The 21,860-nt window shown below is 67.5% G+C and carries 22 protein-coding genes; 20 read left to right on the top strand and 2 right to left on the bottom strand.

All coding sequences use genetic code 11. The annotated features are described in order from the left end of the window. The first annotated feature begins 4 nt into the window (after positions 1–4). The 8 genes from EJV47_RS09210 (at position 5) to EJV47_RS09175 (ending at position 6,121) form a co-directional block, all read left to right on the top strand. On the top strand, positions 5–709 hold the full coding sequence (locus EJV47_RS09210; RefSeq protein ID WP_126692855.1) for a hypothetical protein: 705 nt from the start codon (positions 5–7) through the stop codon (positions 707–709). A gap of 179 nt (positions 710–888) precedes the next feature. Beyond that, positions 889–1,281, top strand: a complete 393-nt coding sequence (locus EJV47_RS09205) for a hypothetical protein (protein ID WP_126692854.1) — start codon at positions 889–891, stop codon at positions 1,279–1,281. Between the two features lie 186 nt (positions 1,282–1,467). Next, a complete protein-coding gene (locus tag EJV47_RS09200; RefSeq protein ID WP_126692853.1) occupies positions 1,468–1,890 on the top strand; it encodes a hypothetical protein in 423 nt (140 codons plus the stop codon). Then, the gene (gene cmk / locus EJV47_RS09195; RefSeq protein ID WP_126692852.1) at positions 1,891–2,595 is read left to right on the top strand and encodes a (d)CMP kinase; all 705 of its coding nucleotides are present in this window, start codon (positions 1,891–1,893) and stop codon (positions 2,593–2,595) included. 100 nt (positions 2,596–2,695) lie between these two features. Continuing rightward, positions 2,696–3,385: a DUF1963 domain-containing protein gene (locus EJV47_RS09190; RefSeq protein ID WP_165903676.1), complete on the top strand. Its 690-nt coding sequence runs from the start codon at positions 2,696–2,698 to the stop codon at positions 3,383–3,385. Between the two features lie 46 nt (positions 3,386–3,431). Continuing rightward, positions 3,432–4,319 (top strand): 4-hydroxy-3-methylbut-2-enyl diphosphate reductase, encoded by an 888-nt coding sequence (locus EJV47_RS09185; RefSeq protein WP_126692850.1) that lies wholly within the window; start codon positions 3,432–3,434, stop codon positions 4,317–4,319. Between the two features lie 152 nt (positions 4,320–4,471). Continuing rightward, positions 4,472–5,014 carry a DUF502 domain-containing protein gene (locus EJV47_RS09180; RefSeq protein ID WP_243651083.1) on the top strand — a complete coding sequence of 181 codons (543 nt, stop codon included), beginning with the start codon at positions 4,472–4,474 and terminating at the stop codon, positions 5,012–5,014. 291 nt (positions 5,015–5,305) lie between these two features. Continuing rightward, positions 5,306–6,121 (top strand): alpha/beta fold hydrolase, encoded by an 816-nt coding sequence (locus EJV47_RS09175; RefSeq protein WP_126692849.1) that lies wholly within the window; start codon positions 5,306–5,308, stop codon positions 6,119–6,121. A gap of 321 nt (positions 6,122–6,442) precedes the next feature. On the opposite strand, the gene EJV47_RS09170 is transcribed toward EJV47_RS09175, so the two are convergent. After that, a complete protein-coding gene (locus EJV47_RS09170; RefSeq protein WP_126692848.1) occupies positions 6,443–6,994 on the bottom strand; it encodes an O-acetyl-ADP-ribose deacetylase in 552 nt (183 codons plus the stop codon). A gap of 209 nt (positions 6,995–7,203) precedes the next feature. On the opposite strand from EJV47_RS09170, the gene EJV47_RS09165 reads away from it, so the two are divergent. The 10 genes from EJV47_RS09165 (at position 7,204) to EJV47_RS09120 (ending at position 18,477) form a co-directional block, all read left to right on the top strand. Beyond that, entirely contained in the window at positions 7,204–7,497 is a 294-nt protein-coding gene (locus tag EJV47_RS09165) for a 2TM domain-containing protein (protein WP_126692847.1), read from the top strand. A gap of 76 nt (positions 7,498–7,573) precedes the next feature. Continuing rightward, positions 7,574–7,870: a 2TM domain-containing protein gene (locus tag EJV47_RS09160; RefSeq protein WP_126692846.1), complete on the top strand. Its 297-nt coding sequence runs from the start codon at positions 7,574–7,576 to the stop codon at positions 7,868–7,870. 194 nt (positions 7,871–8,064) lie between these two features. Beyond that, entirely contained in the window at positions 8,065–9,180 is a 1,116-nt protein-coding gene (locus EJV47_RS09155) for a PQQ-dependent sugar dehydrogenase (RefSeq protein WP_341539257.1), read from the top strand. Between the two features lie 297 nt (positions 9,181–9,477). Next, complete coding sequence (locus EJV47_RS09150) at positions 9,478–9,960, top strand: ATP-dependent zinc protease family protein (RefSeq protein WP_126692844.1); 483 nt, start codon at positions 9,478–9,480, stop codon at positions 9,958–9,960. Between the two features lie 45 nt (positions 9,961–10,005). Continuing rightward, positions 10,006–10,962, top strand: a complete 957-nt coding sequence (gene rimK, locus EJV47_RS09145; RefSeq protein WP_126692843.1) for a 30S ribosomal protein S6--L-glutamate ligase — start codon at positions 10,006–10,008, stop codon at positions 10,960–10,962. Between the two features lie 170 nt (positions 10,963–11,132). Further along, positions 11,133–12,011 (top strand): T9SS type A sorting domain-containing protein, encoded by an 879-nt coding sequence (locus EJV47_RS09140; protein WP_165903675.1) that lies wholly within the window; start codon positions 11,133–11,135, stop codon positions 12,009–12,011. Positions 12,012–12,105: 94 nt separating this feature from the next. After that, positions 12,106–13,098 (top strand): succinylglutamate desuccinylase/aspartoacylase family protein, encoded by a 993-nt coding sequence (locus EJV47_RS09135; RefSeq protein WP_243651082.1) that lies wholly within the window; start codon positions 12,106–12,108, stop codon positions 13,096–13,098. Positions 13,099–13,184: 86 nt separating this feature from the next. Beyond that, positions 13,185–15,635 carry an RCC1 domain-containing protein gene (locus tag EJV47_RS09130; RefSeq protein ID WP_126692841.1) on the top strand — a complete coding sequence of 817 codons (2,451 nt, stop codon included), beginning with the start codon at positions 13,185–13,187 and terminating at the stop codon, positions 15,633–15,635. A gap of 74 nt (positions 15,636–15,709) precedes the next feature. Next, entirely contained in the window at positions 15,710–17,401 is a 1,692-nt protein-coding gene (locus EJV47_RS09125; RefSeq protein ID WP_126692840.1) for a ligand-binding sensor domain-containing protein, read from the top strand. After that, complete coding sequence (locus tag EJV47_RS09120; RefSeq protein ID WP_207895864.1) at positions 17,344–18,477, top strand: ATP-binding protein; 1,134 nt, start codon at positions 17,344–17,346, stop codon at positions 18,475–18,477. Before EJV47_RS09125 ends, EJV47_RS09120 begins: the two co-directional genes overlap by 58 nt. On the opposite strand, the gene EJV47_RS09115 is transcribed toward EJV47_RS09120, so the two are convergent. Next, positions 18,411–19,058 (bottom strand): response regulator transcription factor, encoded by a 648-nt coding sequence (locus EJV47_RS09115; protein ID WP_126692838.1) that lies wholly within the window; start codon positions 19,056–19,058, stop codon positions 18,411–18,413. The genes EJV47_RS09120 and EJV47_RS09115 overlap by 67 nt on opposite strands. A 604-nt stretch (positions 19,059–19,662) precedes the next feature. Between EJV47_RS09115 and EJV47_RS09110 the strand changes: the two genes are divergently transcribed. Beyond that, positions 19,663–20,592, top strand: coding sequence for a peptidase inhibitor family I36 protein (locus EJV47_RS09110; protein ID WP_126692837.1), 930 nt, complete (start codon positions 19,663–19,665; stop codon positions 20,590–20,592). 18 nt (positions 20,593–20,610) lie between these two features. Then, on the top strand, positions 20,611–21,738 hold the full coding sequence (locus EJV47_RS09105; RefSeq protein ID WP_126692836.1) for a jacalin-like lectin: 1,128 nt from the start codon (positions 20,611–20,613) through the stop codon (positions 21,736–21,738). Positions 21,739–21,860: the final 122 nt, after the last annotated feature.

The following is a 21,860-nucleotide window of genomic DNA, read 5'->3' as shown; positions in this document are numbered from 1 at the left end:
CTATATGCTCCTTTCTACTCCCGGCGCCCGGCGTCGCCCGGCCGCCGCAGCCAAGCGCCTCGGTCTGATAGCCGCGCTGCTGCTCGGTGCTCAAGTCTGCTACGCCCAGGTGGCCCAGTTGGTCGGCCTGGCAATACTTATGTCCGCCAACGGCGGTTCCATGGGGCCTGATATGCAGTTTGTGAGCAAGGGCAAAGGCAGCTACCAGCTCCCCGACGCCAGCTGGCAGACCAGCTACGTGACGGTGACCAACAAGGGCCTGGAAGCCGGCAAGGGCAAGCAGGCCATTCCGATGGAGTTCAACGAGTTCCGGCAGGCCGTGGTCAACCTCGACACTTTCGCCGTGGTAACGGACGTGCGCTTCATGCCCGTCGACAAGGACGCGCAGCCCGTGCGGCCCGTGACCCTGCTGGGCCGGCGCGTGCTGCACCGCCCGCAGGTGGAGTTGCTGGAGTACGCCACCGTTACCGGGGCCGTGCCGGTGCTGCGCTTTCCCGACGGCCGGGCCGTGGCCCTGCCCAAAAAGCCCAAGGACTTCCGCGCCGCCATGCTGCTGCTCGTCGGCGACCAGCCCAAGCTGGCCGAGCAGCTGCGCGGCAACGAGCTGGAAGCCACCCACGCCCGGCAGATTCTGGACGTGTACCTGCGCTGGAAGCCCGCTGGCTTCGACCCGACGGCCCTGCTGGCCGCCGCGCCGGCCGCGCAGTAGTCAGTTGGCCGTTTTCAGTACCCGCGCCGCCCGCTGCCTCCCAGCGGGCGGCGTTTTTTTGGGTGGCTAAGCACAGTCAGGCTGAGCCCGAGCGGCCGGCAGCGGCCACCCCGGCCGGGCTCCGTTTGCGGCGCGTGTGCTACCTTGGGAGTCAGCGGCTCCAATGGCCGCGCTTTGCCATGTCCGACGAAAATCCCCTTCTCCAGCTGCATCAGGCCGCCGACGCCGTGCGTCAGCAGCTGCAGGTCAACGCCTTCGACGAAGCCGGCGTGCAGCGCCTGGCCGCGTTTATCGAGGAGCAGCGCCCCCTGCTTTCCCGCGACAATATTCAGGGCGTGGTCATGGCCCTGGGCGCCTTCCTGGGCCAGTGCCTGGTGCAGGGCTACCAGGGCGAGTGGGCCACCGGCCCCGACGGCACCACCGGCGTGGGCTTCCAGGGCACCCGCTTCTACAACCCCTTCTACCGCGTGATGCTGCAGTTCGACAACGGGCTCAAGGAGTCAGTGGCTGATTTCTACGCCTCCATCCCCCAGCGGCTGGCCGAGCCCCTGCCCAAGCGCAGCTGGATCTAAAGGAATGGCGCAAGTTTTAAATTGGACTTTCTGTAAATAATCTTATTGGTTTCTCATAAAAGCTCCGCGAGGAGCTATTTTTTTTGCCCCAAATGGCGCGTTGTGGCCGAAATTTTGTAACTACGTAGTCAACCACTCGCTGGTTACTGCTTCTTTCGTTCCTTCAATTTCTTACCGCCTACTGCCATGGAAGAGCTGCGCGCCGCCGCTGAAGCCGTTCGGCAACAACTCAATGTACCCGCCTTCGACGAAGCCGCCGTGCGGGTATTGATGGATTTTATTGAAACCCAGCGCGAAGCCCTCGGCGCGGTGGATAGGCCCAACGTAGTCAATGCGTTAGGCTGCTTTCTGGGGGAGTGCATCATCCGCTCCTTCGGCGGCTCGTGGGAGGCCAATGCGGCCGGGGTGATGGGTATCCAGCTCGGAGGCCATACCTTTGTGCGGCCGTTCGAGCATGTGGACCGCCAATTGACGCACGGACTCACCGAATCGGTGGTCGGGTTTTACCAGTCGGTACCCGAGCGCCTGGCTTCGGCGAAGCCCGCCCGCCGGTTGACGTGGATTCCGCTGCCGCTTCCCGCGTCGACGGCCCGCCGACCTCCGCTCTAGATGAAAAATATCGTCATAGCCATCGACGGCTACTCTTCCTGCGGCAAAAGCACCACGGCGAAGGCCGTTGCCGCCGAACTTGGCTATGCTTACATCGACACCGGGGCCATGTACCGCGGCGTCACCCTGTACCTGCTCGAGCACAACATCCCCTTCGATGACCTTGGACGGGTGGAGGAAGCCCTGCACCAGCTGCAGATTACGTTTAAGCGCAACCGCCGCACCGGCCGCAACGAGCTGTGCCTCAACGGGGCCATCCGCGAGGATGAAATCCGGCAGATGCGCATTTCCAACGCCGTAAGCGAGGTGTCGGGCATCGTGGCCGTGCGCCACGCCATGGTGCGGCAGCAGCAGCGCATGGGCCGCAAGCGCGGCGTGGTAATGGACGGCCGCGACATCGGCACCACCGTGTTTCCGGACGCGGAGGTGAAGATTTTCATGACCGCCGACGTGCACACCCGCGCCATGCGCCGGCAGGTAGAGCTGGCCGACAAGGGCGAGCAGGTGCCGCTGGACGACATCGTGCAGAACCTGCAGAAGCGCGACTACCTCGACTCCACCCGCTCGGAAAGCCCGCTGCGCCGCGCCCCCGACGCGGTGCTGCTCGATACCTCGCACATCACCATCGACGAGCAGGTGGATTTCGTGCTGGAGCGCGTCTCGTCCATCCTGGTCGACGGGCTGCGCGCGGCCGAAAACGGCTGATACCGTGGGACTGTGGGCCTGGCTAACGGAGCTGTTTGCGGGCAGACGGCCGGCCGCGCCGCGGCCGAGTACGGCGCCGCCAGTAACTTTTGTGGCTGCGGTGGTCTACGACCAATGGCGCGAAGCCAACCGGCGGCCGCTCTGGCTGCCGCAGACGCAGGAAGGACAGTTTGCGAACCAGCCCAACCGCTTCGGCGGCGCCCCTGATCTGGCTCCGGACGAAACCTGGCCCCGCTGCCGCCACTGCGGCGTGACCATGCCCCTGTTTCTGCAGCTCGACGTGGCTACCCTGCCGGCCAAAGCGCCCGTGCGGACGGAGGTGGGGCAGGGGCTGGTGCAGCTGTTTGGGTGTGCCGACTGCGGGGCGCCGCTGTCTGAGGACGGCTCGGCCGTGGCGCGCCTGCTGCCGGCGGCGGCCCGGCAAACGGCTTTGATGAGCCACCAGACCAAGATGCTGCCGCCGCAGAGCATTGTGGGGTGGCAGCGCCACGAGCAGCTGCCCACGGCAGATGAATGGGAGGGTGATGAACTGCCGGATGAGGAAGAAGAGCAGCCGCAGCCCTGGATAGACCAGCACGGCTTCGGGCACGACCAGCTCGGCGGCTGGCCCAGCTGGGTGCAGTACGCCGAGTACCCGCCCTGCCCGGTGTGTGGGCGGCCACAGCGGCTGCTATTTCAAATTGCGTCGGAACAAGGCCTGGATTTTATGTTCTGCGACGTGGGAACTGCGTATCTGTTGTATTGTTCTCATCACGCTGACCAGCTAAGCTTTTCCTGGCAGTCCACCTGAGCCGGCACGGTGGTTGCCAACGGTCTTTTTCCGAACTTTGCAGCACATGAACGTCACCATCGATAAGAATTCCGGGTACTGTTTCGGCGTCGAGTACGCCATCCAGATGGCGGAGGACGAGTTGCAGGACTCCCGGGAGCTGTATTGCCTCGGCGACATCGTGCACAACCGCATGGAAGTGGAGCGCCTGCACCAGCAGGGGCTGCGCATCATCGACCGGGAACAGCTGCGCCAGCTGCACGACTGCAAGGTGCTCATCCGGGCCCACGGCGAGCCGCCGGAAACCTACCAGCTGGCCCTGCAAAACAACATCGAGCTGATTGACGCCTCCTGCCCGGTGGTGCTCAAGCTGCAGAACCGCGTCAAGCACGCCTTCGACGCCACCACGCGCCAGGACGGGCAGATTGTCATCTACGGGCAGCCGGGCCACGCCGAGGTGGCGGGCCTGACGGGCCAGACCGGCAACCGGGCCCTCATCGTGATGACCGAGCAGGACCTGGACCAGATTGATTTCAAGCGGCCGGTTACGCTGTTCAGCCAGACGACCAAGAGCACCGCGGGCTTCTACCGCATGAAGCAGCTCATTGAGGAACGCATTCTGGCCGCCGGTGGTGACTTGGAAACGTTCGACGCCAACGACAGCATCTGCCGGCAGGTATCGAACCGGGAGCCGCAGCTGCGCAAATTCGCCGTGGAGCACGACGTGATTGTGTTCGTGAGCGGGCGCAAAAGCTCCAACGGCAAGGCCCTGTTTCAGGTGGTGAACCAGACCAACCCGCGCAGCTACTTCGTGGAAAACGAGCAGGAGCTGCAGGATGAGTGGTTTGAGGGCGCCGGCTCCGTGGGCATCTGCGGGGCCACCAGCACCCCGATGTGGCTGATGCAGCGCGTATCGGACCGCATCAGCGAAATCGGGGCGGCGGTGGCGCTGTAGCGCGAAGCTCCGCTTCGTGTATCCAGAACGGTTGTCGTTCAACGACTCGTTCGGAATACGCGAAGCGGAGCTTCGCGCTACGGCGCTGGCGGCCCGAACGCTATGCCGACTACATTCGCCTGGCTCCGGCCGGGCGTTTTTGCTTGCTGCTTATGATCAAAAAGATACTCGGTTACTTTCTGCGCGGCCTGCTGATTCTGGCCCCAATTGCGCTGACCAGCTACATCCTGTTCGCCTTTTTCCACTGGCTCGACACCATTTTCGACATCAACGGGGTGCCGGGGCTGGGCCTGGGGCTGATGATTGTGATGCTCACGCTGCTGGGCTTCATTGGCTCCCAGGTGCGCCCGTTCATCGTGCTGGGCGAAAGGATTCTGAACCGCCTGCCGGTCGTGAACATTCTGTACAGCAGCATCAAGGACATCTTCGATGCCTTGCTGGGCGAGGAGCAGAAGTTCAACTGCCCGGTGCTGGTGAAGGTGTTTGCCGGGACGGAGTGCTACAAAATCGGCTTCGTAACCCAGGACACAATGAAGGCCATGCACCGCCCCGACCTCACCGCCGTGTACTTCCCCGACTCCTACAACTTCAGCGGAGAGCTGCTGCTGGTGCCCCGCGAAAACGTCACCTTCCTCGATTTGCCCAGCGCCCAGGTCATGAAGTTCGTGGTATCGGGCGGCGTGGCCAAATTGTGATTAGGGGATTAAGGGATTCGGAAAATCAGAACGGCATCCTGAGCATGTCGCGCATCAAGCGAGGACGAAGGACCTTCCTCGAACCCTATACCAACTGTGAAGCGCAGCTACCGACGCCCAATCGTCCGGGCAGGGTGGCTGCGCTTGCATCGTTTTATTATGTCGTCTGAGCCTATACTCAAGCGGCAGTGCGTGGCTAGAGGAAGGTCCTTCGCTAAGGCTCAGGATGACGTTCTTTTTCATCCAGCCGCCGTACCCATCTAATCACCTAATCACCTAATCACCCAAAACATGTTCGTCGAATCGGGCCGTACGAAGCTGCATTACCAGGTGTATGGCCGCGGGCCGCGGCCAGTGCTGGCGTTTCACGGCTACGGGCAGAGCGAAAGTCACTGGCGGCACGTGGCCGGGCTGCTGGGCGAGCAGGTGACGGTGTACGCCTTCGACCTGTTCTACCACGGCCGCAGCCGCCTGGCCAAGGCCGACGCGCCCATCCGCAAAAAGCGCCTAGCGGAGCTGCTGACGCAGTTTCTTACCGAGCAAGGCATCGACCAGTTCGGACTGTTGGCCTTTAGCATGGGCGCCAAGTTTGCCCTCACGCTGGTCGAAGCTATGCCCGAGCGGGTGGCGCACCTCTGGCTGGTGGCCCCTGACGGTATCCGCACGCAGTTCTGGTATTCGCTGGCTACCTACCCGCCCTGGATGCGCGGAGTGTTGGGCCGGGCCGTGCTGCGCCCCCAGCGTCTGCTTCGCCTCATCGACGCGCTGGGCCAGCGCCGTATTGTCGATTCGGGGCTGGTGCGCTTTGCCCAGTGGCAGCTCGATAGCCGCGAAAAGCGCCTGCGCGTGTACCGCAGCTGGACGGGCTTCCGCCACCTGACCTTCGACACGCGCCGGCTGGCGCGCCTGCTCAACCAGCGCCCTACGCCCATCACCTTCTTCCTCGGCAAGCACGACCGCGTCATTCCCCACGCCGGCCTGCGCGAATTCATCGGCTCCTTGCAGGCTGCCCACACCGTGCTGCTCGACGCCGGCCACGGCGGCCTGCTCTACGACGTAGCGGCTTACCTGCGCCGCCACCCCGAGGAACTGCGCGGCGCCGCCTGACGACGGTTCACCTCGTAGTCATTGCGAGCGAACCGAAGGTCGACGTAGTCAAGCGCGGCAACCGCAGGAAGGCGTAGCCAATCCTTCCTCTAGTCGCACCGCCGCTGCAACTCGCAGCAACCGAAAATAGCGCCGCCCGAAGCTGCAGATACGAGTTTCGGGCGGAGCAGCTTTTGGATTAGAATGGACTTTGGACGGTGCGCGTGTTAGCGGCGGCGCGTTGCACTGGCCTTTTTTCGGTTGGTGGGTATTGCGTCGGCGGTGCTCCTAGAGGAAGGCTTGCTTCGTCCTTCGTCCTCGCAATGACTGCCAGGGCTACCGTCAGCTCAGCTCCTGCTCGTAGAGCCGGTACGTTTCCTCGTCGAAGGCCACCAGTACCACGGTTTCGGGCAGCGGGTGCGCGGCCAGGAAGTCCTGCACCGTCTGCACGGCTATGTGCGCGGCCTGGGCTTTGGGGTAGCCGTAGATGCCGGTGCTGATGCCGGGAAAGGCCACGCTGCGCAGCTCGTGCTTGGCGGCCAGCTGTAGGGAGTTGCGGTAGCAGCTGGTCAGCCGCTCGGCTTCGTGCTTGTGGCCGCCGTTCCAGACGGGCCCGACGGTGTGAATGACGTAGCGGGCCGGCAGCCGGCCACCGGTGGTAATGACGGCCTCGCCGGTGGGCAGGCCCTTGCCGTAGTGGCCGGCGCGCAGGCGGCGGCAGGCTTCCAGGATATCGGGGCCGCCGGCGCGGTGAATGGCCCCATCGACCCCGCCGCCGCCGAGCAGGGAGGAGTTGGCGGCGTTGACGATGGCGTCGGTGTCGAGCTTGGTGATGTCGGCCTGGGCCAGCAGGATGCGGCCGAAGGCGCGGCGGGCGGAGTAGGGGAGGGACATGGGCGGAAGGGTGGTGAGGGGTGAACGGATGGCTATGATACGGGAACGGCCGCGCTTCATTTCACTACTGCACCAATTCGCTGCTGCGGCTCGTCGGCCGCTTTTTACGGTTCGGCGGCCCGGCCCGACGGTTCGGCACCTTTTACTTGAAGCCGGGGGGCGGCGCCGGGTATGTTTGACTCAAGATAACCGCCTAACCAACCAGCGCCATGAACCCGCAAGACCGCAACGCCCGCCTCTGGAACCTCGCCCAAAACCGCGCCCAGTTCAAAGTTCAGCTCCTCCTTTACGTGCTCGTCAGCGCCGTGCTGTGGGCCGTGTGGTACTTCACCGGCCACCGGATGCACGGCCAGCAGGTGCCCTGGCCGGCCTGGATAATGCTGTTCTGGGGCCTGGGCCTGGCCATCAAGGGCTTCGCCAGCTACGGCCTGCTGGGCACCGACTCGTGGTCGGAGCGCGAGTACCAGCAGCTGCTGCGCGAACGGGAAGCCGGTCAGCGCTAAGTCCGGCCCCGCTTGCTCCTGATATTGGAATGGAGCTATATTTAACCTAACCCCAACCACCTCACCGCCTACCGCCATGAACGCCCCCCTCCAAGACCGTGACCCCCAACTCTGGCGCCTGGCCCGCCGCCGCGCCGCCTTCAAGTCCCACCTGGTAACCTACCTGCTGGTCAACGCGCTGCTGTGGGCCATCTGGTACTTCACCGGCGCCGACAGCTACAACTTCGTGCCCTGGCCGGTGTGGCCGACGCTGTTCTGGGGCTTGGGCCTGGGCATTCAGGGCCTGACCACCTACGGCTTCGTGAGCGAGCAAAGCTGGTCGGAGCGCGAGTACCAGCAGCTGCTGCGCGACAAGGAAGCCGGCCGGCTGTAAGCCAGCAGAACGAAACCCGATAGAACGTCATGCCGAGCGAAGTCGAGGCATCTCGCGTGCTGACTTTCGATAGTAACAAAACACTATCTGACCAAACACGCAAGATGTCTCGGCAAGCTCGACATGACGTTCTTGTTCTGCTGGCTTGACCAAGGCTGCAACTTTTGGCCCACCGTGGCAGTTGCAGCCCTATGATGCGCCGACTGCTCCCCTTCCTGCTCGTGCTGCCGCTGGCCGGCTCGGGCCCCGCCCTGCCGCCCGCCGCCCCCGACGCCAACCTCGCCAAAATCAAGCTGCCCGCGGGCTTCCGCATCAGCTACTTCGCCCAGAACGTGGGCGGGGCCCGCTCCCTGGCCCTGGGCCCCGACGGCACCGTGTACGTGGGCACCCGCGGCGACAAAGTGTACGCCCTGCCCGACCGCAACAAGGACGGCCGCGCCGATGAGCTGGTCACCATTGCCTCGGGCCTGAACGAGCCCAACGGCGTGGCCGTGCGCGGCGGGGCCCTATACGTGGGCGAAATCAGCCGCATCCTGCGCTACGACAACATTGCCACCACCCTGCGGCAGAAGCCCAAGCCGAAGGTGGTGTACGACCAGCTGCCCACCAAGGAGCACCACGGCTGGAAGTACATCAGCTTCGGGCCCGACGGCAAGCTGTACGTGCCGGTGGGGGCGCCCTGCAACGTGTGCTTGCCCGAGGAACCCATCTTCGCCACCATCAACCGCATGAACCCCGACGGCACCGGCCTCGAAACCGTGGCCTACGGCGTGCGCAACACCGTGGGCTTCGACTGGAGCCCGGTGGACAAAGCCCTGTGGTTTACCGACAACGGCCGCGACATGCTCGGCGACGATAAGCCGGCCTGCGAGCTGAACCGCGCCGCCGCCGCCGGCCTGCACTTCGGCTTTCCCTACATCCACCAAGGGGATTTGCCCGACCCGCAGTTCGGCAAGGGCAAGGAAGCCAGCACTTACACCCCGCCGGCCCAGAAGCTGGGCGCCCACGTGGCCCCGCTGGGCATGAAGTTCTACACCGGGCAGATGTTCCCGGCCCAGTACCGCAACCAGGTCTTCATCCCCGAGCACGGCTCCTGGAACCGCAGCAGCAAGAGCGGCTACCGCATTACGCTGGTCACGGTGGATGCCTCCGGCAAGAAAGCCACCGGCTACCAGACCTTCGCCTCGGGCTGGCTGGAGGGGCAGCGCAGCTGGGGCCGCCCCGTGGCCCTGCTCGTCATGCCCGACGGCGCCCTGCTCGTCTCCGACGACCAGAACGACTGCGTCTACCGCATCAGCTACGGCAAGTAGGGGCGGTAGCACCCCGCTGTCATTGCGAGCGAAGCGAAGCAATCTTTCCCCTCGCGGCACAACGGTACAGCCAGTAGAAACCAAGAAGCCGTCAGAACGAAAACGTCCCCGCTCGAAGCCGCACGTCTGCAGTTCCGAGCGGGGACGTTTTTGGCTGGTAGGTATTGCGTTGGCGGTGCTGCTAGAGGAACGATTGCCGCGCTTCGCTCGCAATGACGGCCAGTGCTGCCGCTGCTCCCGAAAAAAAACGTTGGCTACCTGCCGGGCCTCTCGGCGCCGTGCCCGTATTTTGCCCCTGTGAAGAAGGCCCACCATCGTCGACCCCCGAAGCGCATTGTCGGCCGCCGTGAGCTGGTCGACTTCCCGCAGTTTCAGCTGCGCGGGGTGGAGGCCAAGGTGGACACCGGCGCCTTCACCGGGGCCATTCACTGCACGGGCATCCACGTCGATACCCTGCCCGACGGGCGGCCGCTGCTGCGGGTGCTGCTGCTCGACGACGCCCACCCGGCCTTCAACGGCACGCCCTTGCAGTTTGCGGAGTTTTCGCTGCGCGACATCCGCTCCTCCAACGGCGAGGTGCAGGAACGCTACGTCATCCGGGCCGTCATCCGCCTGTTCGGGGAAGACTACGACACCGAATTCTCCCTGTCCGACCGCTCCGACATGAAGTACCCCGTGCTCATCGGCCGCAGCCTGCTGCGCCGCGCCCGGCTCGTAGTCGACGTGGCCCGGCGCAACCTTTCCTACAAAAGCCAGCACCGCGCCCACCCCGGCGACTAGCTGGCTTCTTTTCTTTCTCCCTCCCCTCGTATTTCTCCGCTCCATATGAATCTGGCGATTCTCTCACGTGAGCCTAAACTTTATTCCACCCAGCGCCTGGTAGAGGCCGCCGAGCAGCGCGGGCACCGCGTGGAGGTCATCGACCACCTGCAGTGCAACCTGGTGCTCGAAAAGGGCACGCCCGGCATCCTCTACGAAGGCCGCCGCCTCGAAGGCTTCGACGCCATTATTCCGCGCATCGGGGCCTCGGTCACGTTCTACGGCACGGCCGTGGTGCGGCAGTTCGAGATGATGAAGGTGCGCACCGCCGTCGACAGCCAGTCCATCGTGCGCTCCAGGGACAAGCTGCGCTCCATGCAGATTCTGGCCCGCGCCGGCGTGGGCATGCCCAAAACCGCCTTCACCAACTACTCCGACGAAGTGCTGGAAATGATTCAGCAGGTGGGTGGGGCGCCGGTTATCATCAAGCTGCTGGAAGGCACCCAGGGCCTGGGCGTGGTGCTGGCCGAAACGGAAAAAGCCGCCCAGTCGGTCATTGAGGCCTTTCACAACCTCAAGGCCCGCATCATCGTGCAGGAGTTCATTGCCGAAAGCAAGGGCGCCGATTTGCGCGCCTTTGTGGTCAACGGTGAAGTGGTGGGGGCTATGAAGCGGCAGGGCAAGGAGGGCGAGTTCCGCTCGAACCTGCACCGCGGCGGCACCGGCAAGCTGGTCAAGCTCACCCGCGCCGAAAAAGCCGCCGCCCTGCTGGCCACCAAGGCCCTGGGCCTGGGCATTGCCGGCGTGGACATGCTGCAGAGCAAGCGCGGCCCGCTGGTGCTGGAAGTCAATTCCTCGCCCGGCCTGGAAGGCATCGAAAAAGCCACCGGCCTCGATATTGCCGGCAAAATCATCGAGTACACCGCCGAGCTGGCCTCCAAGAAGAAAACCAAGAAGAAGCCCAGCACGAAATCGGCCGCCAAAGTGCTGCCCGATACGCAGTCGGACGAGCAGCATCTGTAAAGTGGCATAAGCTTTAGGTTGGACCAGTGCCTGCTGCCCCGTATGGCGCTGCAGGCACTAGCACACGGAACCAAAGGCCGGCGCGTTCATGCAGGTGCCACGCTTGGGCGGCCCCGGGTTACGTCGGGCCCGCTGGGCGCATGAAGAGCATATCTTTTAACCTGCCATCTATGCTGCGTCTTGCTTTTTCCGCCGGCCTGCTGGCCCTGCTGTGCAGCTGCGGCTCCGGCCTCAGCTTCGAGCCCTACGAGGTAAAACGGCCCCTGAACCTGGAGCCGGTGCTGGGCCGCGACATCGTGCTGCTATCGGCGCGCGACACCCAGGCCCTGCAGGTGCGCTACCAGCCCGAAACCGGCCAGAACCTGATTACGCGCACCAGGGCCGGCGACACCGATACCCTGTTGCTGGCCCGGGCCACGCGCTACCGCCGGCTGTACTACCTCACCGAAAGCAGCCGCAGCGGCCAGAGCTGCTACGTGTACGCCATGCGCGCCGGCGGCGGGGAGGTGACGGGCCTCATTGGCCACGGCTGGCAGCTCGACAGCCTGCACCGCCTCGTCGACCGCGGCGAGTTTGCCGACCTCGTGACCGAGCACCCGCGCAAGGGCGACGAGCACGATGCCCGGCTGCGCTACGCCGCCCGTCCGCTGCACCGGTTTTACCGGGGCGTAGTGGAGGCCCTGCCTACGTACCGCATTGTGCCGGCTCCCGAGTTTGCCGCCGCCGTAGCAGCGGCCGAAAAGGCCCACCCGGCCCCGGCCGCTGCGCCAGCAAAATCCGCCGCGCCGGCCAAGGCTACCGCGCCGCTGATTCGCAGCGTTTACCCCAATCCCGCCCACGACCACGTGAGCGTGCAGCTGAGTCGGAGCGCCCCGGGCGCCACCCTGGAGTTGCTCGACGCCCAGGGCCGGGCCGTGCGCACCGTCCGCCCGGCCGCCGCCGAGCGGCTGACCTTGCCCCTGGCTGGCGTGGCCGCTGGCACCTACGTGCTGCGCCTGCGCGAAGACGGCCAGCCGGCCCCGGCTACCCGCCGGCTGGTGGTAGAATAGGCTCCGGCGCGCGGAACTGCGAAATTATTAGCAGATTAAAGGCCGCCGTGCCCGCTCCGGGTGCGGCGGCCTTGCCGTTTTTACCGCTCCGCCCTTGTCCGACACGCCTACTGCTTCCACGTACCACGGTCCCACCGATTTTCTGCTCAACGGCCTCGTCATCCGCCCCGGCGAGCAGGTGCTGACCCGCCTCATCATTGCCAAGCTGCCCTCCGGCACCGTTATCGACGTGCCGGTACACGTGTTCCGGGCTGTGGAGCCCGGTCCCACGGTGCTGCTGATGGCCGGCATGCACGGCGACGAGGTGAACGGCATCGAAACCATCCGGCGCATGATCCGGCGCGGGCAGCTGCAGCAGCCGCTCAAGGGCAGCATCATTGCCATTCCCATCCTGAACATCTACGGCTTCCTGAACTTCTCGCGCGAGGTGCCCGACGGCAAGGACGTGAACCGCTCCTTTCCCGGCTCCCCGCGCGGCTCGGTGGCCAGCCGGGTGGCCCACCGCTTCATGCGCGAAATCATGCCCCTGGTCGACTACGGCATCGATTTTCATACCGGCGGGGCGGCCCGCTCCAACCACCCGCAGGTGCGCTGCATCCTCGGCGTCGACGCCGAAACCGACGCGCTGGCCGCCGCCTTTGCCGCGCCCTTCACCCTGCACGCCGAGCTGCGACCCGGCTCCCTGCGCGAGGCGGCCATGCGCCAGGGCCGCCGCATCATCGTGTACGAAACCGGAGAGTCGTTGCGGCTCGACGAGCCGGGCATCGAGCTGGCTACGGCCGGTACGTTCCGCTTCCTGAAGCACCTGGGCATGCTGGCCGAGGCGCCCGCGCCGGCCCAGGCCACCGTGGTGTGCCGCCGCCACACTTGGCTACGGGCCAAGTACTCCGGCCTGTTTCGCACCGGCCTGCGCACCGGGCAATACCTCGAAAAAGGCCAGGAGTACGGCGTGGTGGCCGACCCCTACGGCGAAATGGCCGTGCGCCTGGAGTCGCCCCTGAGCGGCTACATCATCGGGCTGAACCACATGCCAGTGGTCAACCAGGGCGACGCGCTGCTGCACGTGGCCGTGCCTGCCCCGAGTTAACACGGCGGCCGAGGCTTATTTTCAAGTCACCCGCCCGGGATAAGGGCGCCGGCTTATAGCTTTACCAGCAAACTATCAGTGGGCTTATGCTGCACAACTACTCGCGCGCTTTGTACTCGATGCTTTTCACCCGGAGCCGCCTGGTGGGGGCGCTGCTGCTCGTACTCGGGGGCGCGCTGCCGGCCGGGGCGCAGTCGGCGGCCGGTACGCTGGCGGTGGGCGAAAGCCACAGCCTCTCCATCCGGGCCGATGGCACGCTCTGGGCCTGGGGCCGCAACGACCAGGGCCAGCTGGGCGACGGCACCACCACCGACCGGCCCCGGCCCGTGCAGGTTGGCACGGCCAGCAACTGGCGGCAGGTCAGCGCCGGCAAGGACTTTTCCCTGGCCATTCGGCAGGACGGCAGCCTGTGGGGCTGGGGCGAGTCGTCCAGCAATCAGCTGAACACCTACCCCGACCCGCTCCGCCCCGTCCGTATCGATTCGCTCTACAACTGGGCTAGCGTCAGCGCCGGCCATGATTTCGCCGTGGGCATCCGGCAGGATGGCTCCCTGTGGGCCTGGGGTATGGGCCTGGGGCCGACAAACTACCCCGAGCCCATGCGGCAGGTCGGCACGGCCACCAGCTGGCGCAGCGTCAGCGCCGGGGGGCGGTACTGCCTGGCGCTGCGCCAGGACGGCACCCTCTGGGCCTGGGGCGACAACTCCTACAACACGCTGGGCGCCTCCGGCTCCAACCGGTACCTGCCCATCCAGGTGGGCACGGCCAGCACTTGGGCCAGCATCAGCGCCGGCGCTTACCACGGCACGGCCACCCGCACCGACGGCACCGTGTGGACCTGGGGCCGCAACGACGACGGCCAGGTTGGCGGCTCGGGCACCATGCAAAATGTGCCCTGGCCCCTGGGCAGCGGCACGCTGTGGCAGCAGGTAGCGGCGGGCGCCAGCCATACCATGGCCCTGCGCACCGATGGCACGCTCTGGGCCTGGGGCAACAACCTGGCCGGCCAGCTGGGCGACGCCACCAACCTGATCCGCCGCAGCCCGGTGCAGCTGCCCGGCACCTGGCAGCGGGTGGTAACCAGCCCCAGCGGCGAGCATACCCTGGCCGTGCGCGCCGACGGCACCCTCCGGGCCTGGGGCAGCAACCTCTACGGGCAGTGCGGCACTCCCGACAGCTCCTTGGCTGCCAACATGCTGCCCTGGCCCATCAGCCCGAGCGGGCCGGTGCTGGACATGAGCACCGGGGCCGACCACACGGCCCTGGTGCGGGCCGACGGCACGCTGTGGACCTGGGGCCGCAACCAGTACGGGCAGCTCGGCGACGCCATTCCCTTCGAGCGGCCGGTACCGGCGCAGATTGGAACGGTAGCCACCTGGCGCAGCGTCGGCAGCGGCAACAACAGCACCCTGGCCCTACGCGCCGACGGCACGCTCTGGTCCCTGGAAAACCCCGTGGTCGGGGTCGGGGGCATTGGCGGCACGGTGGTGCCGGTGAGCGGGAGTGGCACCTGGCGCAGCATCACGGAGGACGGCAACCACCGGCTCGGCATCCGCCCCGACGGCTCGCTCTGGGCCTGGGGCTCCAACGTGTACGGGCAGCTGGGCGTGGCCGCCGGGCTCCACGTGACGGTTCCCACGCGCGTCGACACCACCACGACCTGGCTGAGCGTGGAAGCGGGCGAATACTTTACCGTGGCCCAACGCCGCGACGGTTCCTTGTGGGCCTGCGGCCGCAACGCCGGCGGCGAACTGGGCGACGGTACCACCGTGCAGCGCGCCACGTTCGTGCAGATTGTTCCGCCCTCGGGCCTGGGCTGGCGCAGCATCAGCGCCGGCATGTTCCACACCCTGGCCGTGCGCGCCGATGGCACGCTGTGGGGCTGGGGCGGCAATCTGTACGGCCAGCTCGGCGACAATACCGGTCTGACGCGCCTGCAGCCGACTCAAATCGGCACGGCTACCAACTGGCAGAGCGTAGCCGCCGGCGACTACCACGCCGTGGCCGTGCGCACCGACGGCACGCTGTGGGTGTGGGGCATGAACGACAACGGCCAGCTGGGCGACGGCACCCGGCGCTACCAGTACCTGCCGGTGCAGGTGGGCACGGGCACCAACTGGGTGCGCGCCAGCGCCGGCGACCGGCACACCGTGGCCCTGCGCCAGGACGGCACGCTCTGGGCCTGGGGCAAAAACGACTACGGGCAGCTCGGCTACCCCAACTACATTGGTCGGGCCCGCCCGGTGAGCCTGGGTGGGGTGACGGCCGTGCGCGGCACCCGAGCTGCCGCCCGCCTGGCCCTGTACCCGACGCTGCTGAGCCCGGGCCAAGCCCTGCACTATGCGCTGAACGGGCCGCCGGCCGCCGGTGCCGATCTTATCTTGTTTACCCTCACCGGACAGCGCGTGGCCAGCTACCCGCTGCCCGGCGGCAGCACGGGGCGCGTGCCGCTGGACGCGCTGCGGCCCGGCTGGTACCTGGCCCGCCTGCAGCTGCCCGACGGAAGCAGTGCCACCGCCCGCTTCGCCGTGCAATGAGGTGCTGCGCCGACTCACTGGTAATCAGGGGCTCATCCGGTATTTTCATAGGCTGAAGCGGTGCATGGAAGGGCATGAGACCGGCTAATCAGGTGCTGCAGGCCCTGCCGCTGCCCTGGCCGGCTGGCAGCAGCCGCAACATCGGGGCGCTGGCCCTGGCGGCCGATGGCCGGCACGTGTGGGTGGCCCAGGAGCAGGACGGCCTGCGGCGCTACACCCTGGCCGGGCAGCCCGCCGGCCCGCGGTGGCTGCCCGGCGCTACCCTGGGCGAAATCTGGCCGGCACCCGACCAGACGCTGTGGTGCGCGGGCACCGACAGCCTCTGGCAGCTGCACCCCTCCGGCCGCCTGCTGGGCGCCTGGAGCCAGCCCGTGGCGGGCTCCAGGCTGCGCCCGGTGTACGACCCCGCCGGCCGGCCCTGGCTGCTGGGCAGCGCGGGCATGTACCGCCTGGCCGCCGGTGGCCGGCTGATCGAGGGAATGCGCTGGGCGCCCGAACCCCACGAAGTCGGGGCCGACGTGCTGCGCCTGCCCGACGGCCCCACGCTGCTTGCCCCCGGGCAGGTGCGGCAGCTGGAGTGGACGGCCGGCCCGGCGCCCCAACCCCGGCTGCGGGCGGCCCTGCCGCTGCCGTTTCAGCCCAAAGCCATCTGGCACGGCCGCCTGCGGGCCGACCGCGCCGGGCGCTGGTGGGTGTTTGATACCGGCACCCGCGGCTGCTGGTCGCGGGCGGCCACGGCCGATTTTATCCGCGCCCTGCCCGGGCCGGGGCGGCAGGCCTACAGCGTGCGCGCCTCGGTGCGCCTGCCCGATGGCCGCCTGCTGGTGAGCAGCTACGGCGGCATCCTCACCCAGGCCGCCGATTCGCCCCTGGCTCCGCTGCGCCGCTGGAACGCGGCCGTGCTGCCCAGCGGCAACGCCCCGGTGCTGCAAGGCGTGGTGCCGGCCCCGCTCGGGCCGGGCGGCGACTGGCTGGCGGCCGGGGTGTTCCCGCTGCTGCGCTTCAACCCCCGCACCGGGGCCTTCGACCGGCTGGTGGCCCAGGGGCAGACCCAGGCCGATATCGGCGTCGGCAGCCTGGAGCGTGACCCGGCAAGCGGCCGCGTGTGGGCCGCCACGCGCATTGGCCTTTATAGCTACGACCCGGCCGTGCAAACCTTCCGGCCCTACGTGCCCGCCGACCAGCCCGCTGCGGCCCCGCCCTTGGCCGGCCGCCTGCTCGAAGACTTGTGCCCCGACGGCCGCGGCCACCTCTGGCTGGCCACGCCCGAAGGCGTGGAGCGCCTGACGCTGCGCACCGGCGCCCGCCGGCGCTACGGCCCCGCGGCCCCCGCGGCCCGGCGCGTGGCCGTCGACGGGGCCCGCTGCCTGTACCTGGCCCCCGACGGGCGGCTGTGGGTGGGCACCCGCAGCCACGGCCTGGCCGTCATCGAGCCCGATGGCCGGGCCCGCCTGGCGCTGACGCCCGGCCAGGGCCTGCCCAGCGGCTCGGTGGCTACCATCACGCCCAGCGCCGGCGGCTACCTCTGGCTGGGCACCTACCAGGGCCTGGTGCGCTACCGGCCGACCACCGGGCAGCTGGCCGTCTTCACCACCGCCCACGGCCTCTCGTCGGACGAGTGCAACGCCCGCGCTGCCTACACCGACCCGGCCAACGGCACGCTGCTGATCGGGGCGTGGCCGGGCTGCACCGGGTATGGCCCGGGCAGGTGGCCGCTACCAGCGCCAGCCGGCCCCGGCTGCTGCTGGCCGGCTTCACGGCCCTGAGCAGCTCAGCCGAGGCCAGCCGCACCCGCTACCAGCTCGCCCACGACCCGCTGCCCGCGCTGCACCTGGCCCCCGAGGTGCCGCTGGTCGACCTGAGCCTGGCCCTGACCAACACGGCCGACGCCAGCCAGGCCCGCTACGCCTACCGGGTGCGCGGCTGGCTGGCCGACCAGTGGATCGGGCTGGGCACCTCGCCGCAGCTGCGCCTGCAGGGCCTGCCGCCGGGCCACTACACCGTCGAAATCCGGGGCGAAACCAGCCAGGGCGTGCCGGCTGCCAACGTGCTGTGCCTGCCGCTGACGGTGACGGCCGCGTGGTGGAACCGCCCGCTGACCTGGGCCTTGGGGGCCGCCGCCGCGGTGCTGACCGTGTACCTCTGGCAGCGCAACCGCCTTCACCAGCTAAGGCGCGAAAACGCCCTGCGCGCCCGCCTGGCCGCCGACCTGCACGACGAAGTAGGCGGGCTGCTCACCCGCGTGACCATGCAGGCCGAGCTACTGCGGGAGCTGGAAGCCGCCCCGGCCGCCTCGCTCGCGGCCCTGGTCGACGACAGCCGCGCTGCCGCTGGCACCGTGCGCGACATCATCTGGAGCGTGGACGCCGCCGCCGATACCTTGGCCGCCCTCGTCGACCGCATGCAGGACCACCTCGATGCCACGGCCCGCGCCACCGGCCGCCCGCTGGTGCTCGACGATACCGGCCTGAGCGCGGGGCTGGCGCAGCCGTTGCCGCCCACGGTGCGGCAGCACGCCTACCTGATTTTCAAGGAAGCCGTAACCAACGCCCTCAAGTACAGTCCGCCCGGTACGCCCATTGGGGTGACGCTGGGCGGCGACGCGCAGCTGGAAGTGACGGTGAGCAACCAGGCCGCCGCGGCCCCCGCGGCGCGGGCCGGGCAGGGCCTGCGCAACATGCGCCACCGCGCCGAGCTGCTGCGCGCCACGCTGGAAGCCGGCCCGGCACCGCAGGGCTGGCGGGTGCGCCTGCGGGTGCCCCTGCTGCCGGCGCGCTACAGGTGGCCCTTGGCGGCGCGGCTCAGCAGCTCGCTGCGCGAGCTGACGCGCAGCTTCTCGTAGAGGCGCTTGACGTAGGTGTGCACCGTGTCGGGCGAAAGCGTGAGGCGGGCGGCTACCTGCTTTTCGCTCAGGCCGTCGAGCAGGGGCTGCAGCACCTGCTGCTCGCGCACCGAGAGCAGGGCCGGCTGCTGGCTGGGCGCGGGCTGGAAGTGGGCCAGGGCCTTGCGGGCCACCGAAGGGGAGAGGGCCGCCCCGCCCTGCAGCACGTCGAGGATGGCCTGCCGGTACTGGGGCAGGCTGGTGGCGTTCTTGATGATGTAGCCCGTGGCCCCGGCCCGCAGCGCCTCGTAGATGCGGACCGGGTCGTCGTGCATGGTTTGCAGGATGATGTCGGCCTCGGGCAGGCGCTTTCTGAGCAGGGGCAGGGCCTGCAGGCCCGTCTGCCCGGGCAGGCTCACGTCGAGCAGGATGACGCGCGGGGGCAGGCTCAGGGCCAGTTCCTGCCAGAACTCCTCCATCGAGCCGGTGACGATGGCGCAGGCAAACTCGGGCTGGCGGCAGAGGTATTCGCGCAGCAGGTCGCGCACGCGGGCGTCGTCTTCGACGATGGCCAGGCTGATGGGGAAAGCGGGGGCAGTCATAAGCAACGGCAAAGGTGCAGACCGCGGCCGGGGCGGCCGCGGCGGGGCTGTACCCGAATCAGGGGACAAGGTAGGGCCGCAACGGGTTTTCGGCTAATGTCACCTAAACAGGGTACAACCGCGCCGGTGCCCGCTGCCGGGTGGGCCCGCACCTTTGTCACACCCCGCCGTCGGCGCGTCCGGACCGTTGGCCGGCGGGGTATTAGCCCCGGCCGCCTTATCCGTTACCCGGCCGCTCACGCCCCCTGCTTACCCTCTGCCGCCGGCGCTGCCCGGCCACACCTATGGCAACGCTCGCGGGCGGATGCCGAAAAGCCCATTCCAGAGTAGGCCCCAGCTTTTACTTCCCGTTTCCCTGGCCTTTCTACGCAAGGCCGTTTCCCTCGGGCTGCCCCGCCCGCGCTGCCCGCGCGGGGCGGCAGGCTACGCCCCACCGGCCCCGGCGGCTGCCCCGGGTGGGCGCTGCTGGTTGAGGCCGGCACTCCCGCGCGGCTCCGCTTGGCCGCCGCTCATTCTTACAAAGTACCGGCGGCGCCCGTTAGAGGCCGCCGCCGGGCATTCCAATCCTGTTTTCCACCTCACGTCCTAGCCGACGCGTACCCCTATGTCCTTCGAACAAGACCAACTGCTGCAGGCTCAGACCGCGCCTGCCCCTGACACAACCACCGCCGCCGCCGCCAACCCCGACTGCTGGGTCAGCTTCTGGGAAAACGACGACTACAAGGGCAACACCCGCACCTTCAGCGGGGCCCAGACGATTAATGACCTGGCCGAGTACACCTACGACGGCGACGACCAGGAAATGGACGACAGCATCAACTCGCTGAAGACCGGGCCTTCTACCTGGCTGTGCGTGTTTTCGCAGCACAAGTGCGAGGGCGAAATCCTGCGCGTCGGGCCGAACACGGGCATCAAGAACCTGGAGGACTACAACCTGCCGGGCCTGGGCGACTGGCAGAACACCATCGTCAGCTTCGTCACCTACGACCACCAGCCCAACTTCTGGGACGCCACCAACGAAACCGCCGCGGGCCAGTGCTGGGTGAAAATATACAGCGGCACCCGCTACACCGGCGAGGCGTTTGCCCTGCGCGGGGCCGGCGAGGTGGTGAATACCGGCTGCATCGACGGCTACCGCTACTACAACGAGGAGAGCGGCTACTGGTACGAAGTGTACCCCAACTCCCTCACTACCGGGCCCACCACCTGGGTGGAGCTGTACGAAGACGCCAGCTACGGCACCCTCATTGCCCGCTTCGGCCCGAACAGCCTGATACCGGATTTGTCGAAGTACTCCATCAGCCAGGGCGCCGTGCGGGTGAGCAGCCTCAAGGTGTTCGAGCAACTGCCCGCCGACTTCACCCAGACCGAGCAGACGCCCAACGAGGTCATTACCATTCAGCGCTACCAGACGGCCCAGAAGCTGGGCTCGGTGCTGGGCGACGTGATTGGCATGGTGCCCGAGGTGGGCGGCCTGCTCACGGGGATGCTGGATTTGCTCTGGCCCAGCGGCCCCAGCACGGCCGAGGTGTGAAACGACATGACCAGCTACATGACCTCCCTGGTCAACGGCCTCATCAACGCCAACAACATCAAGGCGCTGAATGACCTGCTGCAGGGCTACTACGACGACATCAACACCTTCGTGCAGGCCAACCCCGGCACTCAGAAGGCCCAGATGCTGGGCGACATCCTGGAGCAGCTGCAGACCAACCAGCCCTTGTTCCTCGATCAGACCCACCCCGAGCAGGACATTACCTACCTGATTGCCTTCGGCTCCATCAGCGTGGCCATGCTGGCCGAGCGCGCCTACAACTACGAGCTGATCAGCGGCGGCGTGGCCGATGAAAACCCGGAGCTGGCCCGCGCCAAGCTCGATCAGGCTATTGCCACGCTCAGCCAGGCCGCCGAAACCGCCGCCAAAAAAGCCTGGGAGTGGCGCCTGAGCCAGATTACCATCACGCTGGCCGGCACCAACCTGGCTACCGACTACGTGCTGGCCGACGCCTACACCGGCTACGAGCAGCGGTTCTCGGAGCAGGCCGACGCCGAGGCCGCCAAGCGCAAAATCGAGGAGTACGTGGGGCCGCAGTACGAGCAGCAGCTCAGCGGCTACGTGAGCCCGGCCCGGCTGTGGCACTACTTCGGCACCGCCAACACCGAGCCCGCCACCCCGGAGCAGGCCGGCGGCCCGAGCTTCCCCGGTATCCTCTTCAAGACCAAGCCCACCCAGCACACCGTGACGGTGACCCAGGGCGGCTACCCCACCAGCACCCACTACAGCGAGGCATTTCAGGACCAGCTCAACGGCGGGCAGGTCACGGGGGTGATGCTTTACTCCTCGGCAGAGAACAAGACGGGCTACGTGACGGGCATGCAGTTTCAGTACAGCAACCAGCCCTCGGGGCTGCACGGCAACAAGGGTAAGTCGGAGGTAGTCGTGACGCTGGACGCGGATGAAACCATTGTGGCCCTGTACGGGGGCAGCGGCGCCTACCTCGACCAGGTGTTTTTCCGCACCAGCAAGGGCCGCGACTTCGGCATCGGCGGGGCCGGGGGCGACAATTTCAGTGCCGCCGCGCCGCAGGGCGTGGGCGCCGCCCTCAGCAGCCTGCAGGGCTACGCCGGCCAGCAGATTGACGGCTTCACGATGAGCTGGCAGTACGCGGTGTACAAGTAGGCACCGCGCCAGCCGCCGCCCGGCGGGCTGCTCCTGGTCGCGGGGGCGGCCTGGCCGGTAGGCGCGGCGCGGGGGGCGGCTCCACTACCGGGTGGGCCGCCCCGAAGCTTGGCTTTGCTCCA

This window comes from Hymenobacter gummosus (assembly GCF_003970915.1).
In the GTDB taxonomy this organism is placed as follows: domain Bacteria; phylum Bacteroidota; class Bacteroidia; order Cytophagales; family Hymenobacteraceae; genus Solirubrum; species Solirubrum gummosum.
This window is presented reverse-complemented; position numbering and strand designations above follow the sequence as displayed.